This window comes from Marinomonas sp. SBI8L (genome assembly GCF_001624705.1).
Classification (GTDB): domain Bacteria; phylum Pseudomonadota; class Gammaproteobacteria; order Pseudomonadales; family Marinomonadaceae; genus Marinomonas.
The window spans coordinates 316230-334373 of the sequence record NZ_JSEO01000002.1 but is presented as its reverse complement, the minus strand read 5'-3'; the positions used below and the strand labels follow the sequence as shown (position 1 = coordinate 334373).

General features: G+C 38.2%; 18 protein-coding genes. 6 read left to right on the top strand and 12 right to left on the bottom strand.

The annotated features are described in order from the left end of the window. Window positions 1-44: 44 nt before the first annotated feature. Window positions 45-863, bottom strand: a complete 819-nt coding sequence (locus OA91_RS03575; RefSeq protein ID WP_063337187.1) for a helix-turn-helix domain-containing protein — start codon at window positions 861-863, stop codon at window positions 45-47. 80 nt (window positions 864-943) lie between these two features. Between OA91_RS03575 and OA91_RS03570 the strand changes: the two genes are divergently transcribed. Beyond that, window positions 944-1423, top strand: coding sequence for a carboxymuconolactone decarboxylase family protein (locus OA91_RS03570; protein WP_063337186.1), 480 nt, complete (start codon window positions 944-946; stop codon window positions 1421-1423). Window positions 1424-2314: 891 nt separating this feature from the next. On the opposite strand, the gene pcaF is transcribed toward OA91_RS03570, so the two are convergent. The 4 genes from pcaF to OA91_RS03550 all read right to left on the bottom strand — a co-directional run bounded on the left by pcaF (window position 2315) and on the right by OA91_RS03550 (window position 6906). Then, window positions 2315-3541: a 3-oxoadipyl-CoA thiolase gene (gene pcaF / locus OA91_RS03565; protein WP_063337185.1), complete on the bottom strand. Its 1227-nt coding sequence runs from the start codon at window positions 3539-3541 to the stop codon at window positions 2315-2317. 34 nt (window positions 3542-3575) lie between these two features. Beyond that, window positions 3576-5207 (bottom strand): 3-hydroxyacyl-CoA dehydrogenase, encoded by a 1632-nt coding sequence (locus OA91_RS03560; RefSeq protein WP_063337184.1) that lies wholly within the window; start codon window positions 5205-5207, stop codon window positions 3576-3578. 20 nt (window positions 5208-5227) lie between these two features. Continuing rightward, window positions 5228-6034, bottom strand: coding sequence for a 2-(1,2-epoxy-1,2-dihydrophenyl)acetyl-CoA isomerase PaaG (paaG, locus tag OA91_RS03555; protein ID WP_063337183.1), 807 nt, complete (start codon window positions 6032-6034; stop codon window positions 5228-5230). Between the two features lie 86 nt (window positions 6035-6120). Beyond that, a complete protein-coding gene (locus tag OA91_RS03550; protein WP_063337282.1) occupies window positions 6121-6906 on the bottom strand; it encodes an enoyl-CoA hydratase-related protein in 786 nt (261 codons plus the stop codon). A 177-nt stretch (window positions 6907-7083) separates the two neighbouring features. Between OA91_RS03550 and OA91_RS03545 the strand changes: the two genes are divergently transcribed. The 5 genes from OA91_RS03545 (at window position 7084) to OA91_RS03525 (ending at window position 11012) form a co-directional block, all read left to right on the top strand. After that, the gene (locus OA91_RS03545) at window positions 7084-7698 is read left to right on the top strand and encodes a phenylacetic acid degradation protein PaaY (protein ID WP_063337182.1); all 615 of its coding nucleotides are present in this window, start codon (window positions 7084-7086) and stop codon (window positions 7696-7698) included. Window positions 7699-7785: 87 nt separating this feature from the next. Further along, complete coding sequence (paaX, locus tag OA91_RS03540; protein ID WP_063337181.1) at window positions 7786-8706, top strand: phenylacetic acid degradation operon negative regulatory protein PaaX; 921 nt, start codon at window positions 7786-7788, stop codon at window positions 8704-8706. A gap of 291 nt (window positions 8707-8997) precedes the next feature. After that, window positions 8998-9798: a motility protein A gene (locus tag OA91_RS03535; protein WP_046017380.1), complete on the top strand. Its 801-nt coding sequence runs from the start codon at window positions 8998-9000 to the stop codon at window positions 9796-9798. Next, entirely contained in the window at window positions 9795-10571 is a 777-nt protein-coding gene (locus OA91_RS03530) for an OmpA/MotB family protein (RefSeq protein ID WP_046017379.1), read from the top strand. Before OA91_RS03535 ends, OA91_RS03530 begins: the two co-directional genes overlap by 4 nt. A 12-nt stretch (window positions 10572-10583) precedes the next feature. Then, window positions 10584-11012, top strand: coding sequence for a PilZ domain-containing protein (locus OA91_RS03525; protein ID WP_063337180.1), 429 nt, complete (start codon window positions 10584-10586; stop codon window positions 11010-11012). Window positions 11013-11072: 60 nt separating this feature from the next. On the opposite strand, the gene OA91_RS03520 is transcribed toward OA91_RS03525, so the two are convergent. From OA91_RS03520 to trpA, 7 genes are all read right to left on the bottom strand, one after another. Beyond that, on the bottom strand, window positions 11073-12245 hold the full coding sequence (locus OA91_RS03520) for an O-succinylhomoserine sulfhydrylase (protein WP_063337179.1): 1173 nt from the start codon (window positions 12243-12245) through the stop codon (window positions 11073-11075). Window positions 12246-12350: 105 nt separating this feature from the next. Continuing rightward, window positions 12351-13859: an amidophosphoribosyltransferase gene (purF, locus tag OA91_RS03515; protein ID WP_063337178.1), complete on the bottom strand. Its 1509-nt coding sequence runs from the start codon at window positions 13857-13859 to the stop codon at window positions 12351-12353. A 122-nt stretch (window positions 13860-13981) separates the two neighbouring features. Then, the gene (locus OA91_RS03510) at window positions 13982-14515 is read right to left on the bottom strand and encodes a CvpA family protein (protein WP_063337177.1); all 534 of its coding nucleotides are present in this window, start codon (window positions 14513-14515) and stop codon (window positions 13982-13984) included. A 74-nt stretch (window positions 14516-14589) separates the two neighbouring features. Further along, entirely contained in the window at window positions 14590-15177 is a 588-nt protein-coding gene (locus OA91_RS03505; RefSeq protein WP_063337176.1) for an SPOR domain-containing protein, read from the bottom strand. A gap of 25 nt (window positions 15178-15202) precedes the next feature. Further along, the gene (gene folC / locus OA91_RS03500; protein ID WP_063337175.1) at window positions 15203-16438 is read right to left on the bottom strand and encodes a bifunctional tetrahydrofolate synthase/dihydrofolate synthase; all 1236 of its coding nucleotides are present in this window, start codon (window positions 16436-16438) and stop codon (window positions 15203-15205) included. 4 nt (window positions 16439-16442) lie between these two features. Then, complete coding sequence (gene accD / locus OA91_RS03495) at window positions 16443-17303, bottom strand: acetyl-CoA carboxylase, carboxyltransferase subunit beta (protein WP_063337174.1); 861 nt, start codon at window positions 17301-17303, stop codon at window positions 16443-16445. A gap of 30 nt (window positions 17304-17333) precedes the next feature. Further along, on the bottom strand, window positions 17334-18143 hold the full coding sequence (trpA, locus tag OA91_RS03490) for a tryptophan synthase subunit alpha (RefSeq protein WP_063337173.1): 810 nt from the start codon (window positions 18141-18143) through the stop codon (window positions 17334-17336). Window position 18144 lies beyond the last annotated feature (1 nt).

Sequence of the window (18144 nt, the reverse complement as noted above, 5' to 3'; positions counted from 1 at the left end):
TTTGATGTCTTATTAACAAGACGAATTAATTGAGCGCGCTCAATTTAGTTGTTTTCCATTAATTTTCGGTACTGTTTTGGCGTGAGTTTCATAAAGTATTTAAACTCTCGTATAAAATGGGCTTGATCATAATAGCCATTATCAATTGCTAACTGAGTTAAGCTTTCATAATCCCCACTTGATAGCCTAGCTTTAACCTTATTTAGCTTCATGAGCCTTTGATAAACTTTTGGGCTGATACCAACGTACTGTTTAAATTTTCTTTGAATTTCTCTAGCGGAAACACCAGACATATCCGCTAATAACTCTAATGGCATATCCTGTTCGCGCTTAAAAAGAGTAATGAGAGATTCTAATTTATCCCAAGCTTGTAAGTGATAATTAGACAAGTTACGAATTAAACTTTCTTCTACTTTTCTCAGTAAGCTTTCACCTGTTACTGCTTTAATTTCAGTTTCAAATTTGATGTACATATGATGAGTATTTGCAAAATGTGTTTCATTAGAAATGTCTATTCTATCAATCAATTGCTCCATTCCACTCTCTAAGAAAGCACAACCAGTACCGGGGTGAAAATTAATACCGAGTGTGCAAATTTGATTATTAAAACCAATCTCAAAAAGCGCTTTGCTTGGTCCTACTACCGCGGCCTGTTTTGAAAGCCTGTGCGAGTGATTATTTCTTGTTAATCTAATCTCATCACCATAGTTAAACAAAATGCAAGAACCACAATCGCTTAACAAGCGAAAGGCTAATACCTCTTTGTTCTTATCATGCCGTGCCAACCATATGGCTTGTACATAATCAGCCAAAGGCGGTTCTGGAGAGATTTTAAGATAATTAATATCATCAAGTGTTGGCATTAAGTCGTTTTTATCCAATTTTTAATAAAGCGCTAAGTCTAATCTTGCTTCATACGATCAATCCATTAAGGAGCAATACCATGTCACAAAGACTTAACCATTTTCAAGCATCCCCTGGCGCAATGAACACTTTAATTGAAGCTGAAAAGTATATTTCTAGCTGTTACAAAATCAAAAATACTTTGGATAGCACCCTATCAGAATTAGTAAAAATACGTGTATCACAGATTAATGGCTGCGCTTACTGTCTTGATATGCACTGTAAGGATGCAAGAGCATTGGGTGAAACAGAGCAAAGGTTACATAGTTTGATAGCATGGAGAGAAACAAACTTCTTTAGTGAAAAAGAACGTGCAGCGCTAGCTTGGGCTGAAGCAAATACATTAATTCATCAAAATGAAATTGATGATCAACTATATAAGTCAACGAGAGAGCATTTCTCAGAAGAGCAGCTGGTAGATTTGACGTTGGTTATTACCACGATAAATAGCTGGAACCGTATAGCAATAAGTTTTAAGCCCGAAGTGGGCGGCTATCAAGTTGGCGACTTTGATCTTTGATCACCCTAGATTGTTTATTGAAATAATGGCAATTTAAGTAGAGTAAATACTTAAGCGCTAAATTGGCCATCTATTGTCGATCTCGAGGACCGGTGGCCATACTATCCGCATTTACTTTAAATTTACAAAGTATTTTGAAATATAAATGGAGTTTTTTTATTTCTTTTTGGAATATAAATGCATTTTATCTATAACTAATTTTATAACAAGGCATCCCTGTATAACTTAGATTATAGGATTAACATCGGAAAAGTTGTTAAAATAAATGTGCTTTAGAATCTGAGTAAATTGCTATCTAGAATCGTCTCTTCTCATAGTTTCGAAAGCACCTATTAATCCCCGTAAAGAGCCTCTATTTGGGTTATAGTCAAACAAGTAAAAATAACTAAAAGTAATCATAAAGCCCTTAAAGCACTGAAAATCATACTGTTTTACTCATATTTCATACTTGTTTTTTTTCATTTCCAGCGAAAAAGCACGTAATTTTATTACTTCTATCGGTTCTCTCAACACCTATTCGTCAAGCAACAAATAATAAGATAAGTTGGTTTTAGCTTTTTAAAAATCATAAATAATTATCACAAAGCAATGAATGCTTTTGGCAGGGAAAGTGTAGGTTAGGCGCTTAGCAATTATTTAAGGAATACCTTAACTAATAAGTTGTCGACAGAAATAATAATGAAAAATACACGCATAAAATTTAGTGAAGAAATTTGTTCAAAGCATAAAATTGAAGCTTTTATACTTAACCTCTCAATAAAGACGATTATATTTATACAAATCATCCCTCAAATCATAATATTTTGCTTCTTATATGAATGCCTTTAAAGGTCAGAACTAATCATTAAAGGCATTGTTTTATCACTTAAGGTTTAACCGCAGAAAAGCAAACTAAATTCGCTCTATCACAATTGCAATCCCCTGACCGACACCTACACACATTGTACAAAGCGCATATTTTGACCTCTCACCCTTGCTAGCTCTTAATTCTAGTTCATGTAACGCAGTGGTAATTAAACGAGCACCACTCATACCTAAAGGATGCCCTAATGCAATTGCGCCACCATTGGGATTAATCCTAGAATCATTTTCGTCTAAGTCTAAGTTACGAATAACAGCAAGAGCTTGAACCGCAAAGGCTTCGTTCAATTCAATGACATCCATGTCATCTAATGATAAACCAAGTTGCCTCAATACTTTTTGTGTTGCTGGTACTGGACCAATCCCCATAAACTTAGGTTCAACACCTGTAGTCGCCATAGCAAGTATCTTTGCTCTTGGCTTCAAGCCATGCTCAGTGATGGCTTCATCATTAGCCAAAAGCAAAGCACAAGCGCCATCGTTTACACCAGACGCATTTCCTGCTGTTACACTGCCTTCATTCCTAAAGGGTGCTTTAAGTTGAGCTAACTTGTCTAAGCTGGTTAACCTTGGGTGCTCATCTTGATCAATCACCCTGTCTTCTTTCTTTCTCTGTTTAATCAAGACTGGCGTGATTTCTTGTTCAAAGCGCCCTTCAGCTTGCGCTTTAGCTGTTTTTTCTTGGCTTAAATAAGCAAAAATATCTTGATCATGGCGACTTATTTGGTATTTTTGCGCTAAATTTTCAGCCGTTTCTGGCATAGAATCTACACCATACTTTTCTTCCATTAAGGGGTTTATAAAACGCCAGCCTATCGTAGTATCAAAAAGTTCAGCTTGTCGACTAAAAGCGCTTTCAGCTTTCCCCATGACCATAGGTGCTCTAGACATTGACTCAACGCCACCAGCTATCATCAAAGCACTTTCATTTGTCTTTAACGCCCTAGCAGCATACCCAACGGCATCCATACCCGAGCCGCATAATCGGTTAATAGTGGTACCTGAAACAGAAATAGGAAGGCCTGCTAATAAGGCGCTCATTCTTGCTACATCTCTATTATCTTCTCCAGCTTGGTTAGCGCAGCCTAATATAACATCGTCCACTTTGCTCCAATTCACAGTATGATTACGAGACATGAGCGATTTGATTGGAATAGCACCTAAATCATCGGCTCTCACACTCGAAAGTGATCCAGCATATCGTCCAATTGGGGTTCTAATTGCATCGATAATATAAGCATTTTGTAATTGATTCATTTATAACACCAAAAGTAATTTTTATAATTTTAGTTTATTGAGCGAGCTCATTTACTATTTTTTTACCGCTAACACTTAAACGTCTTAACAAAGATGAGGGTCGATACCTATCTTCGCCATAACTAAGTTGGAGATTTGTAAGCACTTGATGAATAAGAGTTAACCCAACTCTTTGCCCCCAGGCTATTGGCCCTTGAGGGTAATTAACTCCAGCACACATTGCCTTATCTATATCTTCACCTGTCGCAACGCCTTGTAAGCGGGTTTCTACCGCTTCATTGGTTAACATTGCCAATGTTCTCATTAATACTAAGCCTGGAATGTCATCGAGTTTAATTAGCGTTATTCCAATTAAATCGAATAAGGTAAAGGCATCATCTAGAGCTTGTGATGAACAATTATCTGAAGCACTAATTGCTAACTTAGTAATGCTTGAGTAATCAAATGCCAAGTCAAATAACACCAAATTATTTAGCTTTTCTTCTTTCGCTCTTTCGGTTGCAGTAAGGCCATTTGTTAACGCTATATGTGCCTCGCCGAATTTAAAAATGGTAATTATTTGCTGCTCTAAGTCTTGATTGGTTTCATTATCAAAATAAAAATTATTACTTAGAAAGCGCTCAATTAAACCCTTGGTTGGACTCATCTGACTTGGCTGATTTTCTTGTTTTGATATGACTTGTATTTGTTTTATGAGCCCATCTGGCGCTTTGCTTTCACTCCAATTTCTATCTATTGGTAAATCCGTAATATTGTTCTGTAAGTATTTCTCTCCATTGGAATTATATTGATAAAAGCCTCGTCCTGTTTTTCTTCCAAGAAACCCTGCTTCTAATAAACTTTTTTGACTCAGAGATGGTTTAAACTTGGGATCTTGGTAATAGGCGCGAAATACAGACTCCGTCACAGCATAATTAACATCATGTCCAATTAGATCCATCAACTCAAACGGCCCCATTTTAAAACGGCCACACTCTCGCATTAGTTCATCTATTTGCGAAATACTGGCTCCCTGTTCATCTAATATTCTTAATGCTTCTGCATAAAATGGACGTGCAACTCGGTTGACAATAAAACCTGGACTACTTTTGGCGTAAACAGGGTTTTTACCCCAACGAATACACGCTTGGTATAAAACTTTGGCGAGTGCTTGATCGCTTGCTAATCCACTAATGACTTCGACTAATGACATGACTGGTGCAGGATTAAAAAAGTGAAGCCCTAAGAAGCGCTCTGGCCTAGAAAGCTTAGACGCGATGGATGTTATAGAAATAGATGAGGTATTTGAGGTAAATATGCAGGTTTCTTTGCAAATCGACTCTAACTCAAGAAATAAAGACTGCTTAACTTCTAGGCTCTCTATGATTGCTTCTATGACTAAATCGGCACTTGCCAACTCATCCATTGAATATGTCGGGATAATATTTTCTAAACATAAATCATAATTTTCCTGACTTAACTTCCCCTTTAAAACTCGCTTATGTAACTGTAAAGCAACCGACTCTTTAGCTTTGAAAATTGCAGCTTCATTCTGATCAAAAAGTAATACCCTATGGCCTGATTGCGCCGTAATTTGAGCAATACCTGCTCCCATAGCGCCAGCACCTATAACAGCAACAACGCTGGTGCTATCAAACTTTGCTATCAATGCTTTAGATAGTGTCATAGTGTTAGTCTCCATTTCTGCTACTTACCAGTGAACTTCGCTGGTCTTTTTTCAATAAAAGCACTAACACCTTCACGATAATCATCAGATCGGCCTGCTAATCTCTGCAAATCTCGTTCTAAATCAAGTTGAGCATCAAAGCTTTGCTCCTCACTCGCATGTAAAGCACGTTTTATTAATGCCAAGCCCTTTGTTGGTTGTTCTGAAAAGTGTTGAGCCATAGACATTACCTCATCCATTAGAGATTCATTTTCAACAGCTCGCCAGATTAAACCCCAAGATTCAGCTTTTTCAGCAGATAGTTTTTCCCCTAACAGCGCTAAACCTTTCGCTCGTGCCATACCAATTGATTTGGGTAAGCTCCAAGTACCACCTGAGTCTGGTATTAAACCTAGCTTACAAAAAGCTTGTATAAAGCTTGCTGATTTTGCCGCTAAAACAATATCGCAAGCTAGTGCAATGTTCGCACCTGCTCCTGCTGCGACACCATTAACGGCGCATATCACAGGCATAGGCAAGGCTCTAATTTTACGAATCATAGGGTTGTATCTTAATACCAACGATTCACCTAAATCTGGCGCCTCACTCCCAGGAGCAACATTTCTATCTGATAAGTCTTGTCCTGCACAAAAGCCTCTACCAGCACCAGTAATGACAAGAACCCGAATACTGCTGTTTGTCTCTATTAACTTAAGCGCAGAGCGCACCTCTTCATGCATAAGCCCATTAAAGCTATTCAACTGCTCAGGTCTATTGAGTGTTAGAACCGCGATGCCCTGATTAATTTCAAGCAATATTGTTTCGAACGGTTGAGCATTATCTTTCATGAATGATTCCTTTATCTTATTGACTGGAAGTCGGCTCGTAAGCAATATTCAAAGCCTATAAAAAGCATTAATGTGAATACTTAGTGTTAGCGACCTTTAAATATTGGTTTTCTTTTTTCTTTGAAAGCATGTAAACCTTCTTGTCTATCTTCCGTTGCAGCAAGAAGGCAGAAAGCCTGCCGCTCAAAAGCAAGCCCGGTAGATAAATCACAATCTTGTGCTTTGAGAATACTTTGCTTGATCTGTTTTACCGCTATTTGAGCTTGCTCTGATATACGCTTTGCAATGGATAACCCCCTTTCTAAACTTAATTCAGGTACACACACTTCACTTATTAAACCTGAATTAAGTGCCTGTCTTGCATTTATGGGATCGCCAGTCAGGGCCATTTGCATTGCTAAGGATTTACCAACTGCATGTAAAAGCCTTTGGGTTCCTCCTGCTCCTGGCATGATGCCAAGCTTAATTTCAGGTTGCGCAAATTTGGCGTTATCACCTGCAATAAGAATGTCTGCGTGCATGGCAAGCTCGCATCCACCGCCGTAGGCATAACCATTTATCACTGCGACAATCGGTTTTTTACAATTTGAAATTGTTTGCCAATAATCGACTCTTTGATCAAACAAAAGTCCCTGCATATTCATATTCGACATTTCATTAATATCCGCACCTGCTGCGAACACCTTGCTATTGCCAGTTATGACAATGCAATGAATATCATCGTCCTCATCAACAATCGAAACCTGCTTAGCAATTTGACCCAATAACTCATTATTGAGCGCATTTAATTGCTTAGATCTATTTAATGTTAATAGACATATGTGCTGTTCAATTTTTTCAACAATCAGTACTGCTTCAGGATCTTTTGTCATCATAGAATCACTTTCATTAATGGCTAAACCATCATGGTTTATGCTCTAGTTTTATTCGTTCGCTTATTTCGATTATAATAACTTTATGATACAGGTCAACTTATAGACTAATGATTTTTTGTGTCATATTATTAAGATTAAATTAACCTTCAACTTAACAAAATCTTGGGAGTTTTTATGCCATGTTATAAATTGGATGGTATTTGCCCTGTGGTACATCCAAATGCATTTGTCCACCCAACAGCTGTACTCATTGGTGACGTTCATGTAGGTGAACAATGTTATGTTGGTCCAAATGCATCTCTAAGGGGAGATTTTGGTCGTATCGTTATGAATAAAGGATCAAACATACAAGACAACTGTGTCGTACATGGGTTTCCTAAGTCAGATACTGTCATTAAAGAAAACGGACATGTGGGGCATGGCGCAGTGTTACATGGTTGCATTGTTGGTACTGACAGCCTTATTGGAATGAATGCTGTTATCCTGGATAATGCAGAAATTGCGGCATTCTCTCTCGTAGGAGCCGGTGCAATAGTCAAAGCAGGCTTTCAGTGTGAAGAAGCCTCGCTTATCATTGGCTCACCAGCAAAAGTGATACGTAAACTTAGAGATAAAGAGATAAAATGGAAGTATCTTGGTACAGAAGAATATCAACACTTAGCCCAACGCTGCCTTCAAAGCTTAGAAGAATGCCAACCTCTTGCGCACGTAGAAGAAAAGAGAGTGCGTATGGATGAGTTTATAAAAAGTACATCTTTGGCACCAAAAATAGAGTCGAATGAGAAGTAAATACATGATTCTATTAGCTTTAGCACTTTAGTGAACTATATAATGCTTCATCATAGACTTTTAACGCCAATAATATGAGATATATAGATGTCAGCACAAATTGAGTTAACACTTTTGTTAGATGACTTTAAAAAGCAAAGACCTTTGCGTGCAGGCTCTCTTATTATTAGCTTATTTGGTGATGCAATTACTCCAAGAGCAGATAAGGTATGGTTAGGTAGTTTATTTGAATTGCTCTCGCCTTTTGGTATTAATGAGAGGCTTGTACGAACATCCGTTTATCGATTAGTAAATGAAAATTGGCTGAATGCGGATAAACAAGGCAGACGCAGTTATTACTCTCTAACTCAATCTGGCTCTAAACGCTTTCACAATGCTTTCGAGCATGTTTATCAGATGAAGACCCCCCATTGGCATGGTAGCTGGTGTCTTGTTTTTCTTAATCAGTTAAAAAATGATATGCGTAAGCAGGTTAGAGATGAACTTGAATGGCTAAGCTTTGGTTCAATGGGTAATGATGTGCTTTTACATCCTAGAATTAACCGTCATGACATTACCGCTTTACTAAACGAATTAAATTGTCAGCAAGATGTCATCGTCATGCAAACCGAAGCAATTTCTGAAAAAAGCCCACAAGCTTTATATAAGCAAGTAAACGAAAGTTGGAATTTAGATCAACTAGCGCAAAGATACCATCAGTTTATTGCTAGATTCACCCCTTTGTATCAAACAATAAAACAAAATATGAATCTGACCGATCAAGAGTGTCATCTCGCAAGAACATTACTGATACACGAGTATCGTAAAATTGTTTTGAAAGACCCTCAGTTACCAGACCCTCTGCTTCCAAATGAATGGGAAGGTTATCAAGCAAGACAATTGTGCCGAAGTTTGTATCAGTCTTTATATGCACAAGCAGATAGTTGGCTAGATAAACATTTAGAAAATGAAATGGGTAAACTACCTCCAGCAGATGATAGCTTTTATCAAAGATTTGGTGGGCTCTAATCAGTTAACTCTACTTAGTATCAAGCCCCACTCTATCAAGACTACTGCCTCACAACTTTATTCGCCGATTGATAACGCCAAATTAAAGCATGCCATTATTCTTTGGCTTTAAAACTCCATTAAAACTACACTTTGTTACATTGACGATTATCTCGCATTTCTTGTCTAATATTCACTCAGTAATAGATGAAAAAATCATGAGTTTCGTACTCTTTTATTAATCAAAGGTGTTTTTTAGAAAAACATGAGTTAAATTATTAACGTTTTGATTTTATTAAGGTAACACTGCAGATGGATTTTACGTCACTGGTTGGTATTATTTCGGGTTTTGGCTTAATTCTTTACGCCATTGTGCTTGGAAGTAATGATTTCAGCATCTTTATCAATATACCAGGTGTCATGATTGTAATCGGAGGAACGCTTGCAGCTACCTTAGTTACCTTTCAGATACGAGACACCTTGGCCGCATTTAAAGCCGGCTTTATCATTTTTTCGCAAGATAAACAGAACCCGCAAGTCATGATAGCGACAATGCTTCAATTGACTAAACTTGCCCGTCGTGAAGGTCTCATCGCATTAAGTCGAGTTGAAGCCGATTCACCTTTCTTAAAACGTGCACTCAATATGGCGTCCGATGCTAATGATGAGGACTACATAAGAAAAACATTACAAGCGGATATCGATTCACTAAAAATTCGTCATTATGTAGTACAAGATGTGTTCAAAAAAATGGGATCATATGCCCCCGCATTTGGCATGCTTGGCACCTTGATAGGCTTGATACAAATGCTATCAAGACTTGATGACCCGGAAATGATAGGCCCATCTATGGCGGTGGCCCTTCTTACTACATTTTATGGTTCTTTGATGGCAACAGTTATCTTTTTGCCAATAGCAGGTAAACTTAAAGCAAGAACAATTCTAGAAATACAAACTTTAGAAATCATCCGTGATGGTACTGTTAGCTTAATGGGTAGTAATAACTACCTAGCGGTTTATGAACGCCTATCTTCATATATACCGGCCAAACAAAGAAAACTACCAACGGCAGGTGATAAAGAGAACGAAAAAGCAGCTGGCTCACGCAAATGAATGATGATCCGTTATTTGAACAAGAAGATGTCGCAGATTGGATTTTTACCTATGCCGATCTAATGTCACTACTTTTAGTCTTCTTTATCTTGCTTTTTAGTATGACAAAAGTCTCTAAATATACGTTAGAGTCGGCCCTATCTTCCATTCAAATTGCAATGAACAGTAGTGGTGCTAATGTTACCCAAGACCCAGAAAAACACTCAGCGGGTGGTGAGAACGTAGTACAACCAGAGGAGCATCAGATTGGTGTGAATGATGATTTTATTACGTCCTCAACTAATACTGCTGGTGCTGCCGAAGTACTGGAGCAAGAAGAGCTAAAAGAAATAGAGGAAATGACTGCAGAGGTTCACAAACAGCTGGAGGTATCCCAAATAAGCAATGTTGTCTCTGTTCAACAAAACGGTGACCAACTCATCATTACAGTTGATGGCCAAACCTTATTTGAATCTGGTGAATCCGAACTTTCTTGGCAAGCAGATTATATTTTTGAAGAACTTATTAGAATGTTCCAATTCTATTATGAATTTTCAATCAATATCAAAGGCCATACGGATAATATTCCAATTCGCACAGTTAAGTTCCCTAGTAATTGGGAGCTATCAGCAATAAGAGCAACCACTGTCTTGAGATACTTTTTAGAAGAAGGAATAGCGCCACAAAGGATGACAGCAACAGGTTATGCTGACAGTGTCCCTATTGCTCCTAATAATAATGAAGATAATAGAGCCCTCAACAGGCGTGTAGAATTTGTTTTAGAGAAGAATTAAGCGATTAAACCAATGGATAACTTAGAAGAAATTGGATTCACATATGAATCTTCAAATAAACGAAATGCAGTGAGAGTAGATACACATGGCTACCCTCTTGTATTTCATATTGACCGTGACACTCGTTTCAACTGCACTGATTTAAGTTTTACTGGCTGCTCTCTAGGAGACACCCCTCAATATGAATTAAATACTTCAATGAAGTTTGTTGTCACATATAAAGGTAAGAAGATCGGCGCACTTATTGCTAAGATGGTTTATGCGAGAACGGAATCCACCAGCTGGCAGTTTACTAAGACCCAAGAAAGCGTTCAGGAATTCATTGAAAAGTTTGTATTAGAAGTTCAAAAGATTGTACTTAAAAAAGAAGCTGAAAAAAGGCTTGCTGAAAAAGAAGCCGAATTTTTGGCTCAAGATGATGATGATCTTGAACCTAAATAAATTTCTTTAGACATAAAAAAACGACCTAATAAGGTCGTTTTTTTGATTAAAGCTGTCAACTTACAAGCTATCCAATCCAGTTCTTAAATCATTGATAATATCTTCGATATCTTCAAGACCTACTGAAATGCGTACCAAACCTTCAGCAATACCTGCCGCAGCTTTTTGTTCATCAGTTAAGCGTCCATGAGTGGTTGTCGCTGGATGCGTCACAAGCGTTTTTGTGTCGCCTAGATTACCAGTAATAGACATCAACTTAGTTCCATTTATTACCTTCCAAGCAGACTCTCTTCCACCCTCAACAACAAATGATAATAAACCACCAAAATCTTTTTGCTGTTGCTTTGCTAACTCATGGTATTTATGACTAGCAAGGCCACCGTAATTTACCTTGATCACTTTGGGGTGAGATTCCAACCATTGAGCTAACTTCATTGCATTAGCAGAATGAGCCTTCATACGTAATGACAAGGTCTCTAGACCATTTAGTAGTGTCCATGCATTAAATGGACTCATTGCAGGCCCTGCACTTCTCATAAAGCCGGTAAATTGATCAACAATCTCTTGGCTAGAAATTAAAGCACCACCTAAACAGCGCCCTTGACCATCAATAAATTTAGTTGCTGACTGCATTACGATATCAGCACCTTGAGTAAGCGGATTTTGTAATGCCGGTGTCGCTACAACAGTATCGACACATAAGAGCGCATTTTTAGCATGACATATATCTGCGACTCTTTGCACATCAACTACTTCATACAGAGGGTTTGAAGGCGTTTCAAAGTAACAAAGACGTGTATTATCATCAACTAGCTTAGCCCAACCGTCATAATCAGTTGCATCAACATAAACAACATCAATACCAAATTTTGTGGTGTAAGCATCAAAGAACTTTATTGATGAACCAAAAATGTTTCTAGAGCAGACAACTCTGTCTCCAGATTTAAGCAAGGTATATGCAAGTGTCATTAATGCTGCCATACCAGAACTTGTCGCTATCGCGGCTTCACCTTTTTCTAGGCTGGCAAGTCGCTTTTCAAATAAAGCAACTGTTGGGTTTGTGAATCGAGAATATACGTTGCCATCCATATCACCACCAAACATAGCAGCAGCTTCTTCAGCGCTAGAGTAAGCAAAGCTAGAAGTCATAAAAATCGCTTCGCTATTTTCCTGCTCATTAGTTTGTTTGATACCAGCGTGAATTGCTTGGGTAGCATCTTTATATTCCGACATAATAAATTCCTAACACGGGATGGAGAGTAGAAAATCTCCAGAAAATCAAAAAAAATGAGATAAATAAGAGAGTTATCAAAAAACTCTCTTATTTATAAGAGGTTACTAGAATGGACGCATCATGTCATTTGATTGCGGTTGTGATTCTTGCTTTTGCGTGTCTTTTCTTGATGCTTCTAATCGATTTAAATAAGATTCATCAATATTGCCGGTTATATAATTACCGTCAAATACAGATGTATCAAACTCTCTTACATCCGAATGTTTTTCATCGATGCAAGCATCAATAAGATCATTCAGATCTTGGAAGATTAAACCGTCAGCACCTATTAATTCACAAATTTCGCCAACATCACGCTTATGTGCAATTAACTCTTCTGCCGCAGGCATATCAATACCATAGACATTTGGATAACGAACTTCAGGTGCAGCAGAGGCGATATAAACTTTCTTAGCGCCGGCATCACGAGCCATCTCAATAATCTCTTTACTGGTGGTGCCTCGTACAATAGAGTCATCCACTAATAAAACAGCTTTATCTTTAAATTCAAATGGGACAGGGTTTAGTTTCTGACGTACCGATTTACGTCTAACCTCTTGACCAGGCATAATGAAAGTACGGCCGATGTAGCGATTTTTAACCAAGCCTTCTCGAAATGGAACCCCTATTTCTTGTGCTATTTGCAGTGCCGCAGTACGACTTGTATCTGGAATTGGAATGACAACATCTATATCTAAATCAGCCCATTCAACAGCAATCTTCTTCGCCAGTTTTTCACCCATATTTATACGAGCTTTATAAACAGAAATATTGTCGATAACTGTATCTGGTCGAGCAAAATAAACATACTCAAACAAGCAAGGGCGAGAGATTTTCTCAGGTGTACATTGTCTGAAGTGAACCTGCTGATTTAGATCCATAAAGATGGCTTCACCAGGCTTAATATCACGCTCTACTTTAAATCCAGCTGCATCAAGAGCAACGCTCTCTGAAGCTATCATGTATTCGGTATCACCAGCTTCAGTAATACGTGAACCATAAATAAGAGGACGGATGCCATCAGGATCACGAAAAGCAAGTATGCCATAACCTGTAATCAGCGCGACAACGGCATAACCACCTTCAATTCGATTATAAACACGTTCAACCGCATTAAAGATATCATCAGGCTTAGGGATTAATTTACCTTCTTGATGTAATTCATGAGCAAGCACATTTAACAATACTTCTGAGTCAGAAGTGGTATTAATATGACGTAAATCTGATTCAAAAACTTCTTGTCCAAGCTTTTCTGTATTAGTCAGATTGCCATTATGAGCAAGTGAAATACCATAAGGTGAGTTGACATAGAAAGGCTGAGCCTCAGCAGAGCTAGAAGTCCCAGCGGTTGGATAACGAGCATGACCTATGCCTATATTACCCAGGAGCTTCTTCATGTGACGTGTTCTAAAAACTTCACTAACACTGCCATTATCTTTACGTAAACAAAGTTTACCATTATGGCTTGTCACCATACCTGCAGCATCTTGTCCACGATGCTGTAGTAAGGTTAACGCATCATAGATAGCCTGATTAACCAATGAAGTACCCACGATACCAACTATACCGCACATGCTTAAATTCCTCGTGTTTGGGGTGGTGAAATTCACCTAAAACTCAAGAAACAGTTCTCGTTAAGCTGTTTGTTGGGATTCAATAAATCACAACAAACTTGTTACTTATTGAATCTGTTTCTCTAACTGCCAAGAGCGCGTTCTATGAGGGATGGATCTATATAATCCGAACCCTTGCCTAACATATCACGCGCCCAATCTTTAAGTACGACCAACTTGGGTACCAACTTAGAGTCTTTCCAAAAGTCTGTTTCAGTTACAACAGGACTTAAACTTAACAAAGATGTAAAGGCAACCAAAATAAGTGTGCCTCTAGCAAATCCAAACAACATTCCCAACACCCTATCTGTACTGGATAAGCCAGTAATCTTGATTAAGGAGCCGAGTAAAAAATTAATTAATGCGCCTACACATAAGCTTGCAACAAATAACGATGCGAATGCGACTATATAACGGATTTGATCATTTTGTACTTGATCAACAATAAGGCTTTGCATTTGAGATGAAAACTTCACGGCAATAACAAAGGCCAACACCCATGTTATTAAGGATAATACTTCTTTAATAAAACCGCGTTTCAGGCTTAATAGCGTTGATAGTGTTATGACTGCGAAAACAACCCAATCAAGGGTCGCAATAGAACTAATCTGATCCATATTTGCCTCATCTAATCCGCAGTGAAGTTTACCAGAAGTCGATTAAATGCCAAGGCATAAAACTTTAAATAAATCTAATTTGCAGAATATTTAACGATGAAACCATCAAGAGAAAATTTCTCCTTAATCTCTTGTTTCAAAGACTCGGATCTTGATCTTTTAATTTCAGGGCCAACATAAACTTTAAACAGAGTTTTGGTTGTGATCGTGTAGGCAGGATAGTTAGCAGCTTGAAGCTTTTTAACAAGCGCATTAGCATTCTCTCTACTTTTAAAACTAGCAATTTGAAGAGTCCATTTTGCCTTCTTGCTGGTTTTTTCTAATTTTTTTACAACGACAGGCGCCTTAACCTGTTTCTCTTCTTGTTTAGCTGGTTTAACAGGCTTAGAAACAGGCTCATTTGACTTTGCATCAACATCTTTAGCTATTTCAACATCTTTTGCTTTCTCTAGCTTTTTAAACTCAACATGCTTATCGACACTAGGTAGAGGCTGCACAGGTTTAATGACAACCTCGGGTATAACTGGTGCTTTTGATACTTTGATAATTTGATCAAGTTCAGGCGGTCTTTCACCATCAAGAATAACGGGAAGTAATGCTGCCGCGGCAACTAGCATAATGCCAGCACCAATGAGCCTATGTGTAGAACTTTTATCCAGCATTAATCCTGAACCTGTTTAAATTGAGTTAATATTTATCTTCGTGATGAGAAATACAATCAGCAACGGTTACAAACGAACCGAATACAATAATATTTGTATCATCTGTTCCAACATCTTCAATCGCTGCATCAAATGCTTGAGCAACATTTTCAAACTCTTTTGAAACATTTAAATATTGAGATAACTGAGCTGCACTAGCGCCTCTTGGCGCCTCCAAATCAGCTAAGTACCAGCGCTTAAAACTTCCTTTTAGGCAAGTTAATACTGATTCAATATCTTTATCGTGTAGCATTCCACAGACAGCAACAGCATCCTTATTAGATGCTTCAATTCTGCGCTGCAGTTCTTGAGCAGCCTCAGGGTTATGAGCGACATCTAAAATTACATTAGGTGATGTCATTAATGTTTGATAACGCCCGGTTAGCTTTGCATCCAGCATTAATTTACTAAGGGTTTCAAACTCTAATGGAAAACCACTGTAACTTAAAATCGCTAAAACAGTAGCTGCATTCTCAACAGGTAAACTTGGAATAGGCAGATCAGTAACAGTTTGCCCATTACCTTGCCAAGACCATGTGCTATTCGTATTTAAGCTAAAGTGAAAATCACTCCCTTTTTGCTTTAAATTTGCACCTATTTCTTGAGCTTTTGCAGCTAAACTTTTAGGTGGGTTGTTAACACCACTGACCAAAAGCTTACCCCGTCTTGCGATACCTACCTTCTCTTCTGCAATCACTTCTAGTGAATCGCCTAGCCAATCTATATGATCCAATGATATTGAAGTTACAGCAGTAATATCAGCATCTATCATATTCACTGAATCAAGACGACCACCTAAGCCAACCTCCAACACCCAGTAATCCAAGTTTGCATTAGAGAAAATATAAATGGCTGCTAGCGTATTAAACTCAAAATAAGTTAACGCTATATCACCTCTTATTTCTTCAATATGCGAGAAAGCTTGGCAAATAACTTCATCCGATACTGGTTCACCATTTATCGCAATTCGCTCATTAAAACGAACAAAATGAGGGGAAGTAAAAGTACCTACTGTTAAACTATTCAAGCCTAGAAAATGGGTTAAAAAGGTACAGGTTGAACCTTTTCCATTGGTACCAGAGATAGTGAAAATATCATTTTTTGGTCGATCGTAATTCAGCTTATCTAATACAGCTGAACAACGATCTAAACCCAATTCAATATTATTTGGATGCTGGCTTTCTATATAAGAAAGCCATTCAGAAAGAGACTTAGGGTGCATTAAATCAAGCAGCCTTATTAGTAAGGATAGATAGAATGTTGTATAAACGATCGCGCAAATCATGACGCGATATAATCATATCTAGCGCACCTTTATCTAATAAGAACTCACTGCGCTGAAAGCCTTCAGGAAGTTTTTCGCGAACAGTTTGTTCGATAACGCGAGGACCGGCAAAACCAATCAATGCATTTGGTTCTGCAACATTTAAATCACCCAACATAGCAAGAGAGGCTGAAACACCACCGAAGACTGGATCTGTCATAGCAGAAATATATGGAATGCCCTGCTGTTTCATACGCTCAAGACCAGCACTTGTCTTAGCCATTTGCATTAGAGAGATCAAAGCTTCTTGCATACGAGCACCACCACTTGCTGAAAAGCAAACTAATGGAATGCGTTTTTCTAAACAAACATTAACAGCTTGAATAAAACGCTCGCCTACAATTGAACCCATTGATCCACCTAGGAAGCTAAATTCAAAAGCAACAGCAACAATAGGCATGCCGTTGAGTGTGCCTTCCATCGCTACTAAGGCATCTTTTTCACCAGTATTTTTTTGCGCCGCAACTAAACGATCTTTATAACGCTTAGAATCTTTAAATTTCAACTTATCTTCTGGCTCTAAGTCAGACGCAATTTCAGTGCGGCCTTCTTGATCTAAGAATAAGTCTAAACGACGACGCGCACTTATACGCATATGATGATCGCATTTAGGGCAAACATCTAAATTCTTTTCTAGCTCTGGACGGTACAAAACATTTTCACATTTTGGACACTTTTTCCAAAGGCCTTCTGGTACTGAACTACGAGATTTTGCTTCACTTCTAAAGTTTGAAGGAACAAATTTATCTAGCCAACTACTCATTTAAACTCCAATTCTGTCTTTTAAACTAACTTAAACACTGTCCATGCTGGTACGCATAGGCGTTAAGATATTTGATAAAGCTTTAACAACTACGTCATTGGGTTGCGTTTGGTTATCTGCAATTGCATTCACCAAAACACTACCAACAATAACGCCATCAGCACATTGGCTAATAGCTTTTGCTGTTTCAGCATCACGAATACCAAAACCAACACCGATAGGTAGGTCAGTAATTTCTCTTAAACTTTCTACGTGCGAGCGAACACTGTCTACATCTAAAGTTGCAGAACCAGTAACCCCCTTCACTGACACGTAATAAACATAGCCCGAAGCCTGCTCGCAGATTTTTTTAGCTCTGCTTTTTGTTGTCGTCGGCGCTAATAAATAAATCAGATCAATATCATTCTGCGAAAAGCATTCTACTACATCTGTCGCTTCTTCTGGAGTCAGATCGACCAATAAAATACCGTCTACACCCGCTTCTTTTGCTGCTTTTGCAAATTTTTCATAACCAAAGAACTCAATTGGGTTTAAATAGCCCATTAAAACAACAGGTGTTGTATTATCTTTAGTTCTAAACTCCGCCACAATCTCAAGCACTTTAGCCACAGTAATACCAGCGGCCAAAGCTCTTTCGCATGCTAACTGGATAACAGGGCCATCTGCCATAGGGTCTGAGAAAGCCATTCCTAACTCAATAATACTACTGCCCGAAGCGACTAACCCATGCATAATATCAACTGTGTGGTTTGGACTCGGATCACCCGCCTCTACAAATGGAATCAATGCTTTTTTATTAGTACGCTTTAATTCAGCAAAACAGTTTTTTATACGATTCATT

What these genes read in the sequence shown, in the direction of transcription:
- OA91_RS03575 (WP_063337187.1), bottom strand. Translation starts at nt 863, where the DNA reads ATGCCAACACTTGATGATATTAATTATCTTAAAATCTCTCCAGAACCG.
- OA91_RS03570 (WP_063337186.1), top strand. Translation starts at nt 944, where the DNA reads ATGTCACAAAGACTTAACCATTTTCAAGCATCCCCTGGCGCAATGAAC.
- pcaF (WP_063337185.1), bottom strand. Translation starts at nt 3,541, where the DNA reads ATGAATCAATTACAAAATGCTTATATTATCGATGCAATTAGAACCCCA.
- OA91_RS03560 (WP_063337184.1), bottom strand. Translation starts at nt 5,207, where the DNA reads ATGACACTATCTAAAGCATTGATAGCAAAGTTTGATAGCACCAGCGTT.
- paaG (WP_063337183.1), bottom strand. Translation starts at nt 6,034, where the DNA reads ATGAAAGATAATGCTCAACCGTTCGAAACAATATTGCTTGAAATTAAT.
- OA91_RS03550 (WP_063337282.1), bottom strand. Translation starts at nt 6,906, where the DNA reads ATGACAAAAGATCCTGAAGCAGTACTGATTGTTGAAAAAATTGAACAG.
- OA91_RS03545 (WP_063337182.1), top strand. Translation starts at nt 7,084, where the DNA reads ATGCCATGTTATAAATTGGATGGTATTTGCCCTGTGGTACATCCAAAT.
- paaX (WP_063337181.1), top strand. Translation starts at nt 7,786, where the DNA reads ATGTCAGCACAAATTGAGTTAACACTTTTGTTAGATGACTTTAAAAAG.
- OA91_RS03535 (WP_046017380.1), top strand. Translation starts at nt 8,998, where the DNA reads ATGGATTTTACGTCACTGGTTGGTATTATTTCGGGTTTTGGCTTAATT.
- OA91_RS03530 (WP_046017379.1), top strand. Translation starts at nt 9,795, where the DNA reads ATGAATGATGATCCGTTATTTGAACAAGAAGATGTCGCAGATTGGATT.
- OA91_RS03525 (WP_063337180.1), top strand. Translation starts at nt 10,584, where the DNA reads ATGGATAACTTAGAAGAAATTGGATTCACATATGAATCTTCAAATAAA.
- OA91_RS03520 (WP_063337179.1), bottom strand. Translation starts at nt 12,245, where the DNA reads ATGTCGGAATATAAAGATGCTACCCAAGCAATTCACGCTGGTATCAAA.
- purF (WP_063337178.1), bottom strand. Translation starts at nt 13,859, where the DNA reads ATGTGCGGTATAGTTGGTATCGTGGGTACTTCATTGGTTAATCAGGCT.
- OA91_RS03510 (WP_063337177.1), bottom strand. Translation starts at nt 14,515, where the DNA reads ATGGATCAGATTAGTTCTATTGCGACCCTTGATTGGGTTGTTTTCGCA.
- OA91_RS03505 (WP_063337176.1), bottom strand. Translation starts at nt 15,177, where the DNA reads ATGCTGGATAAAAGTTCTACACATAGGCTCATTGGTGCTGGCATTATG.
- folC (WP_063337175.1), bottom strand. Translation starts at nt 16,438, where the DNA reads ATGCACCCTAAGTCTCTTTCTGAATGGCTTTCTTATATAGAAAGCCAG.
- accD (WP_063337174.1), bottom strand. Translation starts at nt 17,303, where the DNA reads ATGAGTAGTTGGCTAGATAAATTTGTTCCTTCAAACTTTAGAAGTGAA.
- trpA (WP_063337173.1), bottom strand. Translation starts at nt 18,143, where the DNA reads ATGAATCGTATAAAAAACTGTTTTGCTGAATTAAAGCGTACTAATAAA.